The sequence below is a fragment of the Streptomyces sp. NPDC047880 genome, from assembly GCF_040706515.1.
GTDB lineage: Bacteria > Actinomycetota > Actinomycetes > Streptomycetales > Streptomycetaceae > Streptomyces.
Map to the genome: position 1 here is coordinate 127,913 of NZ_JBEZOK010000018.1, position 18,071 is coordinate 145,983.

Genomic DNA, 18,071 nt, shown 5'->3' on the forward strand with positions numbered 1-18,071 from the left:
TGGCCGGGGCGGCCCCCGCCCCGCGCCCCCCCCCCCGGGGGGGGGGGGCCCCCCGCCCCCGCCCCCCCCCGCCGAGGGGGTTCACCGCCGTGCTCAGGCCTGGGTCAGGGTGATGTCCTGGCCCTGGACCGCGTGGAAGGCCGGCAGCGGCAGGCCGCTGGAGTGCAGCTCCATCAGGCCGGCCTCGACATGGGCCGCCCCGGCCACCAGTGCACCGGGCATGGTCGGGCCCGTGTTCACCCAGCGGTGCTCGGCGCCGTCGCACACCGCCTGCGTGCCGCCGATGCCGTGACGGGTCGTGGACACGCCCTGGCTCACGGAGGAGCTGACGAAGACCGGGCCGCTGGAGCCTGCGCAGCGGTAGGTGCCGGACAGGGTGACGGTGCCGTCGACGGCGATCCGGCCCACGGCGTCGACCGTCACGGAGCCGGCCGGGGCGGGGGCGGGGGCGGTCGGGTCGGGGACGGACGTGGTGGCGGGCGCCGTACCCGCACCCGTGAGCAGCAGCAGCGCGGCCCCGGCCGCCGCGCCGAGAAGAGGTCGTACACGCATGAGGGAAACCTCCCGACAGGGATGAATTGCGGCCTCCACTCGTACCGGCCCCGCGGGCCTGCGCCCGTCATCCTCACCCCTTCGGTGGCGAGTCCGCACCGGCCGTCGTGGAACCGTCCCGGGAATGTCCGGGGCGTGTCACGCTTCCCGCCGGGCCGTTCCGATCATCCGGGGACGGCGGGATGGTCGGTCCGTACGAGTCATACGAACCCTTCGGATGGCCCTACCGACGTGGAGGTGCGCCATGTGTGCCCACCAGCCCCAGTGCCCCGCGACCGACTCCCCCGCCGCGCACGTCGTCGCGGCCCACCCCGAGCAGGGCTGGAGCCTGCTGTGCGACGGGACGGTCGTGTTCGACGACACCGGCGAACTGCTTCCGGACGGGCGCGTGGTGCAGCCCCGCCGGGTGGCGGCGGGACTGGCCGTCGCGGCCTGAACGCAGCGCCGCCCGAGGCGGCACGGGCATCGCGCCAGGGCCTGTCGTTCGGCGTCTGCGGCGTGATCCGAACGACAGGCCCTAGGGCAGGACCGCGAAGCCGTCCAGTTCCACCATCGCCTCGGTGTCCCACAGCCGGACGACCTGCACGACCGCCATGGCGGGGTAGTCCCGGCCGGCCAACTCGCGCCACAGGCGGCCCAGTTCGGACGCGTGCGCGCGGTACGCCTCGATGTCCGTGGCGTAGACGGTGACACGGGCCAGGTCGGACGGGGTGCCGCCGGCCGCGGCGAGGGCGCTCAGCAGGTTGGCGAGGGCCCTTCCGAACTGCTCGGGCAGGGTGCTGCCGACCACCTTGCCGTCGGTGTCGAGGGCGGTCTGGCCGGCCAGGAACACCACCCGCGACCCGGAGGCCACCACGGCGTGGGAGAAGCCGGCCGGCGGGGACAGCTCGGGCGGGTTGACGCGCTCGGTGCTCACCGGGCCTCCAGACGGGCGTACAACTCCTTGGCGATGATGCCGCGTTGCACCTCGCTGGCCCCTTCGTAGATACGCGGGGCGCGCACCTCTCGGTAGAGGTGTTCGAGCAGATGGCCGCGCTGCAGGGCCCGGGCGCCGTGCAGCTGGACGGCCGCGTCGACGACGTACTGCGCGGTTTCGGTGGCGAGGAGTTTCGCCATGGCGGAGCGCCGGGGCACATCCGGGGCGTCCGCGTCGTACGCCGAGGCCGCCGCGTGGACCATCAGGCGGGCCGCCTCCGTGCGCAGGGCCATCTCGGCGACCTGGTGCGCGACGGCTTGCAGGTCCTTGAGTTTGCCCCCGAAGGCGTCCCGTCCGGCGGTGTGGGCGAGGGTGGCGTCCAGGGCCGCCTGCGCCATGCCGACCGCGAACGCGCCGACGCTGGGCCGGAACAGGTTGAGCGTCCCCATGGCGACCCGGAAGCCCCGGTCGGTTTCGCCGAGCACGTCATCGGCCGTCACCGGCACGGCGTCGAAGTCGAGGGCTCCGATCGGGTGCGGCGAGAGCATGTCGAGACCGCGGCCCGTCAGGCCCGGGCGGTCGGCGGGCACGAGGAAGGCGGTGACGCCCCGGGCCCCGGCGCCCGGGGTGGTCCGGGCGAAGACGGTGTAGAAGTCGGCCTCGGGGGCGTTGGAGATCCAGCTCTTCGCACCGCTGAGCCGCCAGCGTGCGGAGCCGTCGGAGGCAGCGGCGAGCACGGCGTCCTGCGGCGACGGGTCCCTCAGCGGACCGGTGTCCGCCGCTGCTGACGACCCGTCTTGCGGCACGTCGTCCTCATCCACCCGCGACGAACGGCCACCCTGCGGATCCGCAGCCGCCGCACCGTGCGGCCCGAGCGCCGCCACCCCCGCCGGCCGGCCACCCCCCGGATCGGCCTCCGCCTCCGCCCGCAACGCCAGCCCCGCGGCGTCCGAGCCCGCGCCCGGCTCGCTCAGGGCGAAGGCCGCGATCGCCGTGCCGGCGGTCACCCGGGGGAGCCACCGCTCACGTTGGGTCTGTGTGCCGTACGCGTGGACCGGGTGGGCGCCGAGGCCCTGGAGGGCCAGGGCCGTCTCGGCCTCCGTGCAGGCGTAGGCCAGGGACTCGCGCATCAGACACAGGTCGAGCGCGCCCGAGGTGAACAGACGCCCGAGCAGTCCGAGGCTGCCGAGTTCGGCGACGAGCGCGCGGTTAACCCGCCCCGGTTCGCCCTTGTCGGCCAGCGGGCGGAGCCGCTCCGCCGCCAGGGCACGCAGCTCCGCACACCAGGCGAGTTGTGCCGGTTCGAGTGAGAATGCGGTCATCGCCGGTCCCTTCTCCGCCACCCTGCGTTCCGGCTGGGCCACTCCGAGGCTATCGCGGACCGTTGACTGTCGTCACCAACACGATACGCTCCAGGGGCGAGCCCACCACGCCATAGGGGGCGAACCGTATGAATCCACGGGGCACGGCCCACGTCGACACCTTCGCCCGGGACCACCTCCCACCCCCGGACCAATGGCCCGAGCTCCGCTTCGACCTGCCGGAGCTGCACTACCCCGAACGGCTCAACTGCGCCGCCGAACTGCTGAACGGCCCACCCGACGAGCGCCCGGCGTTCCTCACCGGCACCGGCGAGTCCTGGACGTACGGCGACCTGCGCGCCCGGGTGGACCGCGTCGCCCATCTGCTCACCGGCGAACTCGGTGTCGTCCCCGGCAACCGCGTGCTGCTGCGCGGCCCCACCACCCCCTGGCTCGCGGCCTGCTGGCTGGCGGTGCTGAAGGCGGGGGCCGTGGCGGTCACGGTGCTCGCCCAGCAACGCCCGCACGAACTGAGCACCATGTGCGAGATCGCCCGGGTGCGGCACGCCCTGTGCGACATCCGGGCCGTCGACGACCTCGCCAAGGCCGAGGTCCCGGGCCTGCGGATCACGACCTACGGCGGGGACGCCCCGGACGACCTCCTGAAGCGCCCGGCACCCGGCACCCCGTACGAGGCCGTCGCGACGGCGGCCGACGACGTGGCACTGATCGCCTTCACCTCCGGCACCACCGGCCGCCCCAAGGGCTGCATGCACGTCCACCGGGACGTCCTGGCGATCGCCGACACCTTCTCGCGGCACGTCCTGAAGCCCGTCCCCGGCGACGTGTTCACGGGCAGCCCCCCGCTGGGCTTCACCTTCGGCCTGGGCGGGCTGGTGGTCTTCCCGCTGCGGGCCGGGGCGAGCGCACTGCTCCTCGAACAGGCGGGCCCCCGGCAGTTGCTGCCCGCCATCGCCCGGCACCGGGTCTCCGTGCTGTTCACCGCCCCGACGGCGTACCGCGCGATGCTCGACGAACTCGACGGGCACGACATCTCCTCCCTGCGCCGCTGCGTCTCGGCCGGCGAGAACCTGCCCGCGGCGACCTGGCAGGCCTGGCACGAGCGCACGGGCCTGCGCGTCATCAACGGCATCGGCGCCACCGAGCTGCTGCACATCTTCATCTCCGCGGCCGACGACCGGATCCGGCCCGGGACCACGGGCGTTCCGGTGCCGGGCTGGCACGCGCGCGTGCAGGACGAGGACGGCGAACCCGTACCCGACGGGCAGCCGGGGCTGCTCGCCGTGCGCGGACCGGTCGGCTGCCGCTACCTCGCCGACCCTCGGCAGCGGGACTACGTGCGCGGCGGCTGGAACGTCACCGGCGACACCTACGTCCGCGACCCCGACGGCTACTTCCGCTACGTCGCCCGCGCCGACGACATGATCATCTCGGCCGGGTACAACATCGCCGGCCCCGAGGTGGAGGACGCGCTGCTGCGGCACCCGGACGTGGTGGAAGCGGCGGTCGTGGGCCGGCCCGACGAGGCACGCGGGCAGGTCGTGCTGGCCTTCGCCGTCCTCAAGGAGGGCGCGCGGCGCGACGCCGATGCGCTGCGCGCCTTCGTGAAGGGCGAACTGGCGCCGTACAAGTGCCCGCGGGAGATCGTCTTCCTGGACGCGCTGCCGCGCACGGCCACCGGCAAGCTGCAGCGGTTCAGACTGCGTGCCCCGGGGGTACCGGAACGCGACCGGGAATGATCCGTACGACCTAAGATGATCAACGTGTCCGACCAGCATGCACCACGGTCTCTCATCGTCACGCTCTACGGCGCGTACGGCCGCTTCGTGCCGGGCCCCGTGCCGGTGGCCGAACTGATCCGGCTCCTGGCCGCGGCCGGCGTCGACGCCCCCTCCGTACGCTCCTCGGTGTCGCGGCTGAAGAGACGCGGACTGCTCGTGCCGGCCCGCACCGCCCAGGGCGCGGCCGGTTACGAACTGTCCCCGGACGCGCGCCAGTTGCTCGACGACGGTGACCGCCGCATCTACGCCGCCGCCCCGCCCGAGGACGAGGGCTGGGTGCTCGCGGTGTTCTCGGTGCCGGAGTCGGAGCGGCAGAAGCGGCACGTGCTGCGCTCCCGGCTGGCCGGGCTCGGTTTCGGCACGGCCGCTCCGGGGGTGTGGATCGCGCCCGCGCGGCTGTACGAGGAGACCCGGCACACACTGCAGCGGCTGCGGCTCGACGGGTACGTCGACTTCTTCCGCGGTGACCACCTGGGTTTCGCCCCGACGGCCGAGGCCGCCGCCCGGTGGTGGGACCTGGCGGCCATCGCCAAGGAGCACGAGGCGTTCCTCGACCGCCACGCGCGCGTCCTGCACGACTGGGAGAAGCGCGAGGACACCCCGGCCGAGGAGGCCTACCGGGACTATCTGCTGGCCCTGGACTCCTGGCGCCACCTCCCCTACACCGACCCCGGTCTGCCGTCCGAGCTGCTTCCCGCGGACTGGCCCGGGGTCCGGTCGTCGGCGGTGTTCCGGGGGCTGCACGAGCGGTTGCGGGACGCTGGGGCGGAGTTCGTCGGACTCTGACCCGGCGGGCGCCGCTCGGGCCGCACAGCGGGTGCCGCCCGGTTTGAGTGTGTTTGCTCCGTCGCCGAACGGTCAACGATGTCCGCGAGCGGACGGAGCACGGAGCGGGAGGCGGGCCGAGGCATGACCGTCACCACACCACCGGGAGAGGCGGGCGTCCGCGCGGACCGGCTCCCGGGAGCGGCAGGCGTCCGCGCGGACCGGCTCCCGTGAGGCGGCTGGGGCGCTCGGTGCACAGCGGGTGGGAACGGGCCGGCGCCCACACCCTCGTCCGGCAGGGCCGTGACGTGGAGTTGCTGCACCGGGCCACCGGGTTCGCCACGCTCGCGCTGGTCACGCTGGCGCCGCTGCTGATCGTGGTCGCCGCCGCGGATCCCCTGGGGCGGGGCGGTTTCGCCTCATGGCTGGCCGACGGCATGGGGCTGTCGGGGCGGTCCGCGCGGCTGCTCACGGACATCATCAGCCCACCGCGCAAGGTCATCGGCACCACGAGCGTGCTCGGCGGGGTGGCGCTCGCCGTCTTCGGCATCGCCTTCGGCGGGAGCGTGCAGAACGGCTACGAGCGGATCTGGGGCCTGCCCTCGGGGCCCTGGCACCGCGTCTGGCGGCAGGCGGTGTGGATGATCGCGATGACGGCGTACCTGTACCAGGAGGTGCAGACGCGCAGCCTCGTCTCGGGGCCGCAGCGGATCGCGCTGAGTTCGGCGTCCGGTGTGCTGTTCTTCTGGTGGGGGCAGCGCTTCCTGCTGGGCGGGCAGGTCCGCTGGCGTGATCTGCTCCCGGGGGCGGCGGCGACCATGCTGGGGCTGGGCGGGCTGCGCATGTTCTCCTACTTCGTCTTCACCCCCCTCATCGTCACCAACGCGATCAGCTACGGGGCGATGGGCGTCGTCCTCGTCGTGGAGTCCTGGCTCATCGGCGTGGGCTACGTCGTCTACGGCGGGGCGCTCCTCGGCCGCTGGGCTCTCGAACACCACGGACGGCGCGGCCACGCCGAGTAGGCCGCCCGGCCCGCCCCTCCAGCATCCCGGCCCGCTTCTCCGTACGAACGCACATGCCACCCCTGAGGATCCCTGCCCCGGCTCATGCAAACCCACAGGGGTGTTTCCCCCCGCATCTGCGGCATTATCATCGGCGCATGCCACCAGAGGGAGAAGACCCGTGCCGACCCGTACCGTGCGCCCGACCCGCCGCCCGCTCCAGGTGGCCGCGGTGGGAGCCGCCGCCCTGCTGGCCCTGAGTGCCTGCTCGTCGTCCGGCTCGGACTCCTCGGCGAAGCCGGACTCCCCGGGGTCGGGCAGGCTCTCCGGCGAGGTGACCGTGTTCGCCGCCGCCTCGCTGAAGGAGAGCTTCACGACGCTGGGCGAGCGGTTCGAGAAGGAGCACCCCGGCACCAAGGTCACCTTCAGCTTCGGCGGCAGCGACTCCCTCGCCGCGAGCATCACCGGCGGCGCCCCGGCCGACGTCTTCGCCGCGGCCAGCCCCAAGACGATGAAGATCGTCACCGGCGCCGGTGACACCTCGGGGACGCCCGCGGCCTTCGTCCGCAACAAGCTGGAGATCGCCACCCTGCCGGGCAACCCGCACAAGGTCACCAGCCTCAAGGACCTCGCCGGGCCGGACCTGAAGGTCGTGCTCTGCGACAAGGAGGTGCCGTGCGGCGCCGCCGCCCGGAAGGCCCTGGACGCGAGCAGGCTGAAACTCACGCCCGTCTCCTACGAGCAGGACGTCAAGGCCGCGCTGACCAAGGTCGAGCTGAAGGAGGCCGACGCCGCACTCGTCTACCGGACGGATGTGCGGGCGGCGGGTGACAAGGTGGAGGGCGTGGAGTTCCCCGAGTCCGCCGACGCCGTCAACGACTACCCGATCGCCCTGCTCAAGGACGCGCCGAACGCCGAGGCCGCCAAGGCGTTCATCGCCCTGGTGCGGTCCGCAGAGGGCCGGAAGGTCCTGAGCGGAGCGGGATTCCTCAAGCCGTGACGTCCCCGCTCGACAAGCCACGCACCACGGCCGACACCCTCCGGGGCGGTCCGCGGCGCCGGGGTGTCCGGACGGGCGTGCCGCTGCCCCTGCTGGTCCCCGCGCTGCTCGGCCTTGCCTTCCTGACCGTGCCGCTGATCGCCCTGCTGGTGCGGGCCCCGTGGCAGAGCCTGCCCGAGCAGCTGACCAGTCCGGAGGTGTGGCAGGCCCTCAGGCTGTCGCTGCTGTGCGCCACGGCGGCGACCGCGGTGAGCCTGGTCCTCGGCGTGCCGCTGGCGTGGCTGCTGGCCCGCGTCGACTTCCCCGGCCGCGGCCTGGTGCGCGCCCTGGTCACCCTCCCGCTCGTCCTGCCGCCGGTCGTCGGCGGTGTCGCGCTGCTGATGGCACTCGGCCGCAACGGCATCGTCGGGCAGTGGCTGGACGCGTGGTTCGGGATCACGCTGCCGTTCACCACGACGGGGGTCGTGATCGCGGAGGCGTTCGTGGCGATGCCGTTCCTCGTCATCAGCGTCGAGGGCACCCTGCGGGCCGCCGACCCGCGCTACGAGGAGGCTGCCACCACCCTGGGAGCGTCCCGCTTCACGGCGTTCCGCCGGGTCACGCTGCCGCTGATCGCGCCGGGCATCGCGGCGGGCGCGGTGCTCGCCTGGGCGCGGGCGCTCGGCGAGTTCGGGGCGACGATCACCTTCGCCGGCAACTTCCCGGGGCGCACCCAGACCATGCCCCTGGCCGTCTACCTGGCCCTGCAGAGCGACCCGGAGGCCGCGATCGCCCTCAGCCTGGTGCTGCTGGCGGTCTCGATCGCGGTGCTGGCGGGGTTGCGCGACCGCTGGATGCGTGCCGGATGACACAGACTCACCACCAGGACACCCGCTCCGGCGCCGCGGCGGACGGGCTCGACGCCCGTCTCGTCGTGGACCGCGGCCCCTTCCGTCTCGACGTGGCGCTGACCGTCGCACCCGGCGAGGTCGTCGCCCTGCTCGGGCCGAACGGCGCCGGCAAGACCACGGCGTTGCGGGCGCTCGCCGGTCTGACCCCGCTCACCGACGGCCATCTGCGGCTGGACGGCGCAGCACTGGACCGTACGCCGCCGGAGGCACGGCCCGTGGGGGTCGTCTTCCAGGACTACCTGCTCTTCCCCCACCTCACGGCCCTCGACAACGTGGCCTTCGGCCCCCGTTGCCACGGCGCGACCAAGGCCGAGGCCCGTGCGCAGGCCGCGGAGTGGCTCGACCGGCTGGGCCTCGCGGCGCACGCCGGCGCCAAGCCGCGCCGGCTCTCCGGCGGGCAGGCCCAGCGCGTCGCCCTCGCCCGCGCCCTTGCGACCCGGCCCCGGCTGCTGCTGCTCGACGAGCCGCTGGCGGCGCTGGACGCCCGTACCCGCCTGGAGGTGCGCGCCCGGCTCCGGCGCCATCTGGCCGACTTCGAGGCGGTGGCCGTGCTCGTCACACACGATCCGCTCGACGCCATGGTGCTGGCCGACCGGCTGGTGGTCGTGGAGCACGGCCGGGTCGTCCAGGAGGGCACCCCGGCCGACATCGCCCGTCACCCCCGCACGGACTACATCGCCCGGCTGGTCGGCCTGAACCTCTACCGGGGCGAGGCCGACGGCCACACCGTACGGCTCGCCGACGGCCCGGCCCTCACCACGACCGAGCTCCTGTCCGGCCCGGTCTTCGTGGCGTTCCCGCCCAGCGCGGTCACCCTGCACCGCGAGCGGCCCACCGGCTCCAGCGCCCGCAACCTGTGGCGTTGCGAGGTGGCGGGTCTGGAGACCCACGGCGACCAGGTCCGGGCCGACCTCACCGGTGAACTGCCCCTCGCCGCCGACCTCACGACGGTGGCCGCGGCCGAACTCGGCCTCCACCCGGGCGCGGAGGTCTGGGCCACCGTGAAGGCGGCGCAGACCCACGCCTACCCGGTCTGAGACGGCCGGCGTCCCCACGGGTCAGGCCGCCGTCCTGACCGGCGCGGCCTCCGGGACGACGGCGGTCTCCTGCACGACGCGGCGGCGCCGGACCGGCAGGAGCGTCGGGTGGGCGACGCCCCAGGCCGCGCCCTTGCAGATGATCTCCTTGTAGAGGGCGGCGAGCCGGCCGGTCAGGGCCGCGGACTTCGCGCGGTCGTCCGCGGTGACGTACTGGATCAGGCCGTCCTTGCGTCCCAGCGAGATGCACTGGTTGAAGTAGCGCACCGGCACGGTGGGGACCTTGCCACCGGTCAGCCGGGCCGCGACGGCGTCGGCGGCCTGCCAGGCGCCGGGGACGCCCGAGGCGCACGACATCCGCAGCGGCTTGTCCCCGGGGCCCATCGCCAGGGCCGCGTCGCCGATGGCGTACACGTCCGGGTGCGACACCGAGCGCATGGTCCGGTCGACCAGGATCTGGCCGGTGCCGGAGACCTCCAGGGTGGTGGCCTGTGCGATCGGGTGGACGGCGAAGCCCGTGGTCCACACGGTGACCGCGGCCGGGAGGGTCGTGCCGTCGGCGGTGGTGAGGCGGTCGGCGCCGACGGCGGTGACGGCGGTGTGCTCGTGGACGGTGATGCCGAGCCGGTCGAAGGTCTTCCGCAGGTGCCCGACGCCCTTGGGCGAGAGCCAGTCGCCGAATCCGCCGCGGACGGCGAGGGCGACGTCGAGGTCCGGCCGGGCCTCGGCGATCTCGGTCGCGGCCTCCACTCCGGTGAGACCGCCGCCGACCACGACCACGGTCTCCCCGGCGGCCAGAGCGGCCAGGCGCTCACGCAGCCGGAGGGCTCCGGGGCGGCCGGCGATCTCGTGGGCGTACTCGGCGGTACCGGGCACACCCTGGTCGTTCCAGCCGCTGCCGAGGGCGTACACGAGCGTGTCGTAGGGCAGGACCTCGTCCGCCCGCTGCCCCGCGCTGTCCGGGGCGGCGACAGTGACGGTCCTGCGGTCCACGTCGACGGCGGTGACCTTCCCCTGCTTGAGTGCGACGCCGGTGCCCTCGAACATCTCGGCGAAGGGCCGGGGCGCGAGGTCCTGGCCGACGGCGAGCTGGTGCATCCGGACGCGCTCGACGAAGTCGGGCTCGGCGTCGACCAGGGTGATGGCGACGTCTTCGCGGTGCAGTCGCCTGGCGATGCGCCCGGCGGCGGTGGCTCCGGTGTAGCCGGCTCCGAGGACGACGATGCGGTGCTGCATGGCGTGGCTCCTGTCATGACGGCTGTCTTCAGCGGGTTCGCCTCTTGAACCGGGCGGCCCGCCGTTTCCTGACAGGAACGCGATGTGACCTGCGTCACGCCATGGTGGGTCGGGTCAGAAGACCCTGAGCAGGGGCTCTCCATGGTCGATGGCGGCCCACAGCCGGGTCGCGCGTTCGAGCTTGTCGGGGTTGACCTGGTTGCGGAACGCGGCGATGCCGTCGGCGGCGACCTCCAGGCACATGACGCCGATGACCCGGCCGTCGAGGACCACCACAAGGGCGGGATCGCCGTTGGCGGTCCAGGCGTAGACGTCGGGCGAGCCGCCGACCAGGGCTCGCTTGGCCGCACCGGGCTTGAACAGGCCCCGCATGAACTTGGCGACCGCGAGGGCACCCTCGAACGCCCTGGCGCGCGCCGGGACCTTCCCGCCGCCGTCGCCGACCGCGATGGCGTCCCCGGTGAGGAGTTGCACGAGCGGCTCGGTCCTGCCACTGGAGGCGGCCACGAGGAACTCGTCGATGATCCGCCGGGCGGCGGCCTCGTCGATCTCGGTGCGGGTGCGGGCCCTGCCGTCCGCGACGCGCTTCTTCGCGCGGTGGAAGATCTGCTGGCTGGAGGCTTCGGTGATGTCGAGGATCTCGGCGATCTCCCGGTGCGGATAGTCGAAGGCCTCCCGCAGGACGTACACCGCCCGCTCGTTCGGGGACAGGCGCTCCAGCAGGACGAGCACCGCGTACGAGACCGATTCCCGCTGCTCGGCGGTGTCGGCGGGCCCGAGCATCCGGTCCCCGTCGAGCAGCGGCTCGGGCAGCCACTGCCCCACGTAGGTCTCACGCCGGGCACGGGCCGAGGTGAGCTGGTTGAGGCACAGGTTGGTGAGCACCTTGGTCAGCCAGGCCTCGGGGACCTCGATGCGGTCGGTGTCGGCAGCCTGCCAGCGCAGGAACGTCTCCTGGACGGCGTCCTCGGCCTCACTCGCCGACCCGAGCATCCGGTAGGCCACGGCCTCGAGGCGCGGTCGGGAGGCTTCGAACCGGTCCACGTCGTCCAGCGTCAGGGGCATGCCACGGATCCTAACGTCCGCGGGCGTCACCGCCTCCGAGATCCAGTCGCGGTTTCGGGGCGTCCAGGCGGCCCGTCTGCGGGCGGCGGCTGCCCGCCCGGTACGGCGCCGGCCAGGGAGCGCCCGGGCCCGTGTAGCCCTGTTCGGCCGCCGCGTGCAGGGTCCAGTGGGGGTCGTAGAGGTGAGGGCGGGCGAGGGCGCAGAAGTCGGTGCGGCCCGCCAGGATCAGGGAGTTGACGTCGTCCCAGGAGGAGATCGCGCCGACCGCGATCACCGGGACGCCGGTGGTGTGGCGGATGCGGTCCGCGAAGGGCGTCTGGTACGACCGCCCGTACTCGGGCCGCTCGTCGGCCACGACCTGGCCCGTCGACACGTCGATCGCGTCGGCGCCGTGCGCGGCGAAGGCCCGGGCGATCTCGACGGCGTCGTGCGCGGTCGTCCCGCCCTCGGCCCAGTCGGTGGCGGAGACACGGACGGTCATGGGCCGTTCCCCCGGCCACACGTTCCGTACGGCGTCGAAGACCTCCAGCGGGAAGCGCAGCCGCTTCTCCAGGGAGCCGCCGTAGGCGTCGGTGCGACGGTTGGTCAGCGGGGAGAGGAAGCCGGACAGCAGGTAGCCGTGCGCGCAGTGCAGTTCGAGCAGGTCGAAGCCGGCCCGGGCGGCGCGGACCGCGGACGCCGTGAACTGCTCGCGGATGTCGGTCAGCTGGGCACGGGACAGCTCGCGGGGCGTCTGGCTGAACTCCTTGTAGGGGAGCGCGGAGGGGGCCACGAGCGGCCAGTTGCCCTCCTCCAGCGGCTCGTCCATGCCCTCCCACATCAGTTTCGTGGAGCCCTTGCGGCCGCTGTGGCCGAGCTGCACGCCGATGGCGGTGCCGGGTGCCTGAGCGTGCACGAAGTTCGTGATCCGCTTCCAGGCCTCGGCCTGCCGGCCGGTGTAGAGACCGGCACAGCCGGGCGTGATCCGGCCCTCCTCGCTGACGCACACCATCTCGGTCATCACCAGCCCGGCCCCGCCCAGCGCCCGGGCGCCCAGGTGCACGAGGTGGAAGTCGCCGGGGACGCCGTCGACGGCCGAGTACATGTCCATGGGCGAGACCACGACCCGGTTGCGCAGGGTCAGTCCGCGCAGCCGGAACGGCGTGAACATCGGGGGCGTGCCGGGCGGGCAGCCGAACTCGCGCTCCACCTTCTGCGTGAAGTGGGCGTCGCGCAACCGCAGGTTGTCGTGTGTGACGCGGCGGCTGCGGGTGAGCAGGTTGAAGGCGAACTGGCGGGGCGGCTGGTCCACGTACAGGGGGAGGTTCTCGAACCACTCCAGACTGGCCCGGGCCGCGCGCTGCGTGGAGGCGACGACGGGGCGCCGCTCCGCCTCGTAGGCGGCCAGGGCCTCGGGCAGCGAACCCTGCTCCTCCAGGCAGGCGGCCAGGGCGAGCGCGTCCTCGACGGCGAGCTTGGTGCCGGAGCCGATGGAGAAGTGGGCGGTGTGGGCGGCGTCCCCGAGGAGGACGACATTGCCGTGCGCCCAGCGGTCGTTGACCACCGTACGGAACGTCGTCCACGTGGAGTTGTTCGACTGCAGAGGGCGGCCGCGCAGCGCCTCCGCGAAGATCTTGGCGCAGCGCTCGATCGACTCCGCCGTGCCCAGCTCGTCGAAACCGGCGGTGCGCCAGACCTCTTCACGCATCTCGATGATCACCGTCGAGGCGTCGGGGGCGTAGGGGTAGCCGTGGAGCTGCATGACGCCGTGTTCGGTCTCGGCGATCTCGAAGCGGAAGGAGTCGAACGGGAAGTCGGCTGCGAGCCAGATGTAGCGGCAGCGGTGGGACGTCACCCGGGGGCGGAAGACGTCCGCGTGGGTCTCACGAGTGGTGCTGTGGACGCCGTCCGCGGCGATGACCAGGTCGTGGGTGCGGGGGAGGTCGTCCGGGGCCCCGGTGCGGAAGCGGAGGTCGACGCCGAGGTCACGGCAGCGGGTGTGGAGGATCTCGAGCAGCCGCTTGCGGCCCAGGGCCGCGAAACCGTGCCCTGAGGAGGTGTGCCGGCCGCCGCGGTGGACGATGTCGATGTCGTCCCAGCGGGTGAAGTGCCGCTGGAGGGCCTGGTAGACCTCCGGGTCGGCGTGTTCGATGCCGCCGAGGGTTTCGTCGGAGAGGACGACACCGAAGCCGAAGGTGTCGTCGGGGGCGTTGCGTTCCCAGACGGTGACCTCCCGTCCGGGGTCCAGGCGTTTGAGGAGGGCGGCCGCGTAGAGGCCGCCGGGGCCCCCGCCGATGATCGCGACGCGCAGTGGTTCATCCGGCTCGGTGTGCGGGTGCGGGTTGCCGGTGGCCGTTCGCGCAGTTCCCCGCGCACCTGAACGCGTCACGCTCACCGTCCGCTCCATTTGGGAGAGCGCTTTTCCGTGAACGCGGCATGGAACTCGGCGTAGTCCTCACCGGTCATCAACAGCGCCTGCGTCGAGGCGTCGAGTTCGATCGAGGCAGCCATGGGCATGTCCAGTTCGGACGTGAGCAAGGCCTTGGTCTGGGCGTACGCCAGGGCCGGGCCCTCTGCCAGGCGCCGGGCCAGCCGCTGTGCGGTCTCGTCGACGGCGCCCTCCTCCGTCAGTTCGCTGATCAGGCCGATGCGCTCGGCCTCCAGGGCGCGGACGGGGTCGCCCAGCATCAGCAGGCGGGTCGCGTGCCCCAGGCCGACGACCCGGGGCAGCAGGTAGGCCGCGCCCATGTCGCCGCCGGAGAGGCCGACGCGCGTGAAGAGGAAAGCGAAGCGGGCGGTCGGGTCGGCGACGCGGAAGTCCGCGGCCAGGGCGAGGACCGCTCCGGCGCCCGCCGCCACCCCGTGCAGCGACGCGATCACCGGGAACGGGCACTCCCGGACGGCGCGGACCACCTGGCCGGTCATCCGGTTGAAGTCCAGGAGCTGAGCGGTGTCCATGCCGAGGGTGGCGCCGATGATCTCGTCGACATCGCCGCCGGAGCAGAAGCCGCGCCCTTCGCCGGCCAGCACCAGGGCCCTGACGGACCGCTCCCGGGACAGCTCCGCGAGCAGGTCGCGCAGATCGGCGTAGGCGCCGAAGGTGAGCGCGTTGAGCTTCTCGGGGCGGGCCAGGGTGACGGTCGCGACGCCGTCGGCGACGTCGACGCGCAGATGCTCCCAGCCGGGGGTGCGGGCGGCGGAGCCGGTGAAGGGACTCATGACGTGCGGCCTCCTCGGGCGGGCACTGCCTCACTGAGCTCTACCCCTCGAAGCTATCACTCATCCGTGACTGTCGTCATGAGTGCGCGATAGACCGTTCGGGTAGGACTTCGGTGAGGGCCCGGCGCGACCCGGCCCGGTCACATCCGTCACAGATCGTCCACACCGGCGTAACGGCGGGAGCAGCTGTGCGCGGCGGCGCGTTCACCTGGGTAAGCCGTCCGACATGGAGGCAAGGGCGCCTCCGACGGTGCCCCTCGGACGCCTGCGAAGAGCGGCGCCGTACCATTCATCAGGTTGAAAGCAGGATCTCCTGCTCCATGAACGGACCCGCCTTGTACGAACTCCCCTCAGCCCCCGCCTCCTGGCGCATCGCGCTGCCGCACACCGCAGCGGCGGTGCCCGTGGCCCGCGCCCTGGTCCGTACGGCGCTGGCCGAGCTGGAACACGGGGCGGACTGCGACACCGCGGAGCTGCTGACGGCCGAGCTGGTGGCGAACGCCGTGGAGCACACCAGGGGCGAGACGCCGATAGAGCTGGTCGTGGAGCTGATGCCGTCGGGCTGCCAGGTGGAGGTGCACGACACCGACCCCTCCCCGCCCGGTGACCTCACCTGCCCGGCCGGCGGTCCGCCCGACCCCTGGCAGGAGCACGGGCGGGGGCTGCTGCTGATCCGCACCCTGAGCGCCTCCTGCGGGCACCGGCCGACCGAGTCCGGCAAGGCGGTCTGGTTCCGGCTGCCCGCGGTACCGGCTCAGCGACGCCGGTCGGCGTGAGCGCCGGCGCGGGGCCCGCTCAGGCCCGGCGCCGGTCGGTGGGGCCGTCGGCGCGGGGCCCGCTCAGGCCAGGGTCGCCACCATGACCGCCTTGATGGTGTGCATCCGGTTCTCCGCCTCGTCGAAGACGACCGAGTGGGCCGACTCGAAGACCTCGTCGGAGACCTCCAGGTGCTCCAGTCCGTAGGCCGCGTGGATCTCCTGGCCGACCCTGGTGCCGAGGTCGTGGAAGGCGGGGAGGCAGTGCAGGAACTTCACGTCCGGGTTGCCGGTGGCGCGCAGGACGTCCATGGTCACGGCATAGGGGGCGAGGGCGGTGATGCGCTCGGCCCAGACCTCCTTCGGCTCACCCATGGAGACCCAGACGTCCGTGGCGACGAAGTCGGCGCCGCGCACGCCCTCGTCCACGGTCTCGGTGAGCGTGATGCGGGCACCGCTGGCCTCGGCGAGCGCGCGGGCCCGGTCGACGATCCCCTCGGCCGGCCAGTACTCCTTCGGTGCGACGAGCCGCACATCCATGCCGAGCAGGGCACCGGTGACCAGGTAGGAGTTGCCCATGTTGAAGCGCGCGTCGCCGAGGTAGGCGAAGGAGACCTCGTTCAGCGGCTTGGCGCAGTGCTCGGTCACGGTCAGCACGTCGGCGAGCATCTGGGTGGGGTGCCAGTCGTCGGTGAGCCCGTTGTAGACGGGGACCCCCGCGTGCGCCGCCAGCTCCTCCACCTTCTGCTGACTGTCACCCCGGTACTCGATGGCGTCGTACATCCGGCCCAGCACCCGCGCGGTGTCCTTGACCGACTCCTTGTGCCCGATCTGGGAGCCGAAGGGGTCGAGGTAGGTGGTCGAGGCGCCCTGGTCGGCGGCCGCGACCTCGAACGCGCAGCGGGTGCGGGTGGAGGTCTTCTCGAAGATCAGCGCGATGTTCCGGCCCTGGAGGTACCGGGGCTCGATCCCGCCCTTCTTGGCGGCCTTCAGGTCGGCGGCCAGCTCGACCAGACCGAGGAACTCATCCGCGGTGAAGTCCAGCTCTTTGAGCAGATGGCGGCCGGCGAGGGCGGTCGGGACAGTCGCCATGGGGGCGCTCCAGGGATACAGGGGACACAGACTGCTGGAATACTATACGAAGAGCAGCATGTCTATACAGGGGGTCTCGGGGTCGCTGCTGCCTCCTACACCGGATCACGTTCGACCGGGCAGCTCATGCACCGCGGCCCGCCCCGGCCGCGACCCAGCTCGCTCCCCGGGATCTCTATCACCTCGATGCCCTGTTTGCGCAGGTGGGTGTTGGTGGTGGAGTTCCGCTCGTAGGCGACCACGACCCCCGGCTCGACGGCGAGGACGTTGCAGCCGTCGTCCCACTGCTCGCGTTCGGCCGCGTGCACGTCCTGGGTGGCGGTCAGCACGCGGATCTTGTTCAGGCCGAGGGCGGCGGCGATCGCACGGTGCATGTGCTCCGGCGGATGGTCGGTGACCTTCAGCTCCTTCTCGCCGACGCCCGGCTCAATGGTGTAGGAGCGGAGCATGCCCAGGCCCGCGTACTGGGTGAAGGTGTCGCCGTCGACCATCGTCATCACGGTGTCGAGGTGCATGAAGGCACGCCGCTTGGGCATGTCGAGGGCCACGATCGTCTCGGCGGAACCGGCCGCGAACAGCTTGTGCGCGAGCATCTCCACGGCCTGCGGGGTGGTGCGCTCGCTCATGCCGATGAGCACCGCCCCGTTGCCGATGACCAGCACGTCCCCGCCTTCGATGGTCGACGGGTAGTCGGCCTGCCCCTTGGACCACTCGTGGAAGGTCGCGTCGCGGAACAGCGGATGGTGCCGGTAGATCGCCTCGAAGTGCACGGTCTCGCGCTGCCGGGCGGGCCAGCGCATGGCGTTGATGGACACGCCGTCGTAGATCCAGGCGGAGGTGTCGCGGGTGAAGAGGTGGTTGGGCAGCGGGCCCAGCAGGAAGTCGTCCAGCTCCATGACATGGAAGCGCACCGAGGCGGGCTCCGGGTTCATGTCGAGGAACTCGCGTTTGGTCATGCCGCCGACCAGGACCTCGGCCAGCTCGCGCGCGGGCAGGTTCTCGAAGGCGGCTCTGAGCGGGTCGGTGGCCAGCGGGCCGTACTCCTTCTCGTCGAAGACCCGGTCCAGGACGAGGGATCTGGCCGCCGGGACCTCGAGTGTCTCGGCCAGCAGGTCACCGAAGAGGTGGACGGCGACACCGCGGTCGCGCAGCACGTCGGCGAAACCGTCGTGCTCGGCGCGGGCCCTGCGCACCCACAGCACGTCGTCGAAGAGCAGCGAGGTCTTGTTGCTGGGGGTGAGCCTTTTGAGCTCGAGATCGGGCCGGTGCAGGATGACACGGCGCAGGCGCCCGGCCTCGGAGTGGACGTGGTATGCCATGCATCCATCCTGACCGCCAGGGCCGCGGTTGACGCACTTCCGGCATGTTTCGACGCGCTTCTGTTCGCGTCCGGGTGACGACAACGGGGTCGCGGCGAAGCGGCTCCGCGGGCGGCGCACGTTGAAGACGCAGCCGCCCGCT

Annotated in this window: 17 protein-coding genes; 8 read left to right on the forward strand and 9 right to left on the reverse strand. The window is 72.7% G+C overall.

Annotated features, from left to right (window positions below):
- Positions 1-93: 93 nt before the first annotated feature.
- Positions 94-552, reverse strand: a complete 459-nt coding sequence (locus AB0937_RS25410; protein ID WP_366714484.1) for a DUF6299 family protein — start codon at positions 550-552, stop codon at positions 94-96.
- A 244-nt stretch (positions 553-796) separates the two neighbouring features.
- On the opposite strand from AB0937_RS25410, the gene AB0937_RS25415 reads away from it, so the two are divergent.
- Positions 797-988 (forward strand): DUF5999 family protein, encoded by a 192-nt coding sequence (locus AB0937_RS25415; RefSeq protein ID WP_366714485.1) that lies wholly within the window; start codon positions 797-799, stop codon positions 986-988.
- Positions 989-1,069: 81 nt separating this feature from the next.
- Here AB0937_RS25415 and AB0937_RS25420 read toward each other — a convergent pair whose 3' ends face one another.
- Together AB0937_RS25420 and AB0937_RS25425 are read right to left on the reverse strand one after the other, a co-directional pair.
- The gene (locus AB0937_RS25420; protein ID WP_366714486.1) at positions 1,070-1,468 is read right to left on the reverse strand and encodes a RidA family protein; all 399 of its coding nucleotides are present in this window, start codon (positions 1,466-1,468) and stop codon (positions 1,070-1,072) included.
- Positions 1,465-2,790 carry an acyl-CoA dehydrogenase family protein gene (locus AB0937_RS25425; protein ID WP_366714487.1) on the reverse strand — a complete coding sequence of 442 codons (1,326 nt, stop codon included), beginning with the start codon at positions 2,788-2,790 and terminating at the stop codon, positions 1,465-1,467. Before AB0937_RS25425 ends, AB0937_RS25420 begins: the two co-directional genes overlap by 4 nt.
- 128 nt (positions 2,791-2,918) lie before the next feature.
- Here AB0937_RS25425 and AB0937_RS25430 point away from each other — a divergent pair, with 128 nt between their 5' ends.
- From AB0937_RS25430 to AB0937_RS25455, 6 genes are all read left to right on the forward strand, one after another.
- Positions 2,919-4,529 carry an AMP-binding protein gene (locus AB0937_RS25430; protein WP_366714488.1) on the forward strand — a complete coding sequence of 537 codons (1,611 nt, stop codon included), beginning with the start codon at positions 2,919-2,921 and terminating at the stop codon, positions 4,527-4,529.
- 15 nt (positions 4,530-4,544) lie between these two features.
- Positions 4,545-5,357: a PaaX family transcriptional regulator C-terminal domain-containing protein gene (locus AB0937_RS25435; RefSeq protein ID WP_366714489.1), complete on the forward strand. Its 813-nt coding sequence runs from the start codon at positions 4,545-4,547 to the stop codon at positions 5,355-5,357.
- Positions 5,358-5,575: 218 nt separating this feature from the next.
- Entirely contained in the window at positions 5,576-6,358 is a 783-nt protein-coding gene (locus AB0937_RS25440) for a ribonuclease BN (RefSeq protein WP_366714537.1), read from the forward strand.
- A gap of 160 nt (positions 6,359-6,518) precedes the next feature.
- The gene (gene modA, locus AB0937_RS25445) at positions 6,519-7,337 is read left to right on the forward strand and encodes a molybdate ABC transporter substrate-binding protein (RefSeq protein WP_366714490.1); all 819 of its coding nucleotides are present in this window, start codon (positions 6,519-6,521) and stop codon (positions 7,335-7,337) included.
- Positions 7,334-8,185, forward strand: coding sequence for a molybdate ABC transporter permease subunit (gene modB, locus AB0937_RS25450; protein ID WP_366714491.1), 852 nt, complete (start codon positions 7,334-7,336; stop codon positions 8,183-8,185). Before modA ends, modB begins: the two co-directional genes overlap by 4 nt.
- On the forward strand, positions 8,182-9,264 hold the full coding sequence (locus tag AB0937_RS25455; protein ID WP_366714492.1) for an ABC transporter ATP-binding protein: 1,083 nt from the start codon (positions 8,182-8,184) through the stop codon (positions 9,262-9,264). Before modB ends, AB0937_RS25455 begins: the two co-directional genes overlap by 4 nt.
- Positions 9,265-9,285: 21 nt before the next feature.
- On the opposite strand, the gene AB0937_RS25460 is transcribed toward AB0937_RS25455, so the two are convergent.
- The 4 genes from AB0937_RS25460 to AB0937_RS25475 all read right to left on the reverse strand — a co-directional run bounded on the left by AB0937_RS25460 (position 9,286) and on the right by AB0937_RS25475 (position 14,763).
- Positions 9,286-10,500 (reverse strand): FAD-dependent oxidoreductase, encoded by a 1,215-nt coding sequence (locus tag AB0937_RS25460; protein ID WP_366714493.1) that lies wholly within the window; start codon positions 10,498-10,500, stop codon positions 9,286-9,288.
- Between the two features lie 114 nt (positions 10,501-10,614).
- Complete coding sequence (gene sigJ, locus AB0937_RS25465) at positions 10,615-11,565, reverse strand: RNA polymerase sigma factor SigJ (protein ID WP_366714494.1); 951 nt, start codon at positions 11,563-11,565, stop codon at positions 10,615-10,617.
- 10 nt (positions 11,566-11,575) lie between these two features.
- Positions 11,576-13,951, reverse strand: coding sequence for a bifunctional salicylyl-CoA 5-hydroxylase/oxidoreductase (locus AB0937_RS25470; protein WP_366714495.1), 2,376 nt, complete (start codon positions 13,949-13,951; stop codon positions 11,576-11,578).
- Positions 13,936-14,763, reverse strand: coding sequence for an enoyl-CoA hydratase family protein (locus tag AB0937_RS25475; RefSeq protein ID WP_366714496.1), 828 nt, complete (start codon positions 14,761-14,763; stop codon positions 13,936-13,938). The genes AB0937_RS25470 and AB0937_RS25475 overlap by 16 nt, the downstream gene beginning before the upstream one ends.
- A 320-nt stretch (positions 14,764-15,083) precedes the next feature.
- On the opposite strand from AB0937_RS25475, the gene AB0937_RS25480 reads away from it, so the two are divergent.
- On the forward strand, positions 15,084-15,539 hold the full coding sequence (locus tag AB0937_RS25480) for an ATP-binding protein (protein ID WP_366714497.1): 456 nt from the start codon (positions 15,084-15,086) through the stop codon (positions 15,537-15,539).
- A 63-nt stretch (positions 15,540-15,602) separates the two neighbouring features.
- Here the strand turns inward: AB0937_RS25480 and argF are convergent, their stop codons facing one another.
- Together argF and AB0937_RS25490 are read right to left on the reverse strand one after the other, a co-directional pair.
- Positions 15,603-16,610 (reverse strand): ornithine carbamoyltransferase, encoded by a 1,008-nt coding sequence (gene argF, locus AB0937_RS25485; protein WP_366714498.1) that lies wholly within the window; start codon positions 16,608-16,610, stop codon positions 15,603-15,605.
- Between the two features lie 95 nt (positions 16,611-16,705).
- Positions 16,706-17,929 (reverse strand): arginine deiminase, encoded by a 1,224-nt coding sequence (locus AB0937_RS25490; protein ID WP_366714499.1) that lies wholly within the window; start codon positions 17,927-17,929, stop codon positions 16,706-16,708.
- Positions 17,930-18,071: the final 142 nt, after the last annotated feature.

Bases quoted from the DNA above. Each gene is read 5' to 3' on its own strand.
- AB0937_RS25410 (WP_366714484.1), bottom strand. From the start codon at position 552: ATGCGTGTACGACCTCTTCTCGGCGCGGCGGCCGGGGCCGCGCTGCTG.
- AB0937_RS25415 (WP_366714485.1), top strand. From the start codon at position 797: ATGTGTGCCCACCAGCCCCAGTGCCCCGCGACCGACTCCCCCGCCGCG.
- AB0937_RS25425 (WP_366714487.1), bottom strand. From the start codon at position 2,790: ATGACCGCATTCTCACTCGAACCGGCACAACTCGCCTGGTGTGCGGAG.
- AB0937_RS25430 (WP_366714488.1), top strand. From the start codon at position 2,919: ATGAATCCACGGGGCACGGCCCACGTCGACACCTTCGCCCGGGACCAC.
- AB0937_RS25435 (WP_366714489.1), top strand. From the start codon at position 4,545: ATGATCAACGTGTCCGACCAGCATGCACCACGGTCTCTCATCGTCACG.
- AB0937_RS25455 (WP_366714492.1), top strand. From the start codon at position 8,182: ATGACACAGACTCACCACCAGGACACCCGCTCCGGCGCCGCGGCGGAC.
- AB0937_RS25460 (WP_366714493.1), bottom strand. From the start codon at position 10,500: ATGCAGCACCGCATCGTCGTCCTCGGAGCCGGCTACACCGGAGCCACC.
- sigJ (WP_366714494.1), bottom strand. From the start codon at position 11,565: ATGCCCCTGACGCTGGACGACGTGGACCGGTTCGAAGCCTCCCGACCG.
- AB0937_RS25470 (WP_366714495.1), bottom strand. From the start codon at position 13,951: ATGGAGCGGACGGTGAGCGTGACGCGTTCAGGTGCGCGGGGAACTGCG.
- AB0937_RS25475 (WP_366714496.1), bottom strand. From the start codon at position 14,763: ATGAGTCCCTTCACCGGCTCCGCCGCCCGCACCCCCGGCTGGGAGCAT.
- AB0937_RS25480 (WP_366714497.1), top strand. From the start codon at position 15,084: ATGAACGGACCCGCCTTGTACGAACTCCCCTCAGCCCCCGCCTCCTGG.
- argF (WP_366714498.1), bottom strand. From the start codon at position 16,610: ATGGCGACTGTCCCGACCGCCCTCGCCGGCCGCCATCTGCTCAAAGAG.
- AB0937_RS25490 (WP_366714499.1), bottom strand. From the start codon at position 17,929: ATGGCATACCACGTCCACTCCGAGGCCGGGCGCCTGCGCCGTGTCATC.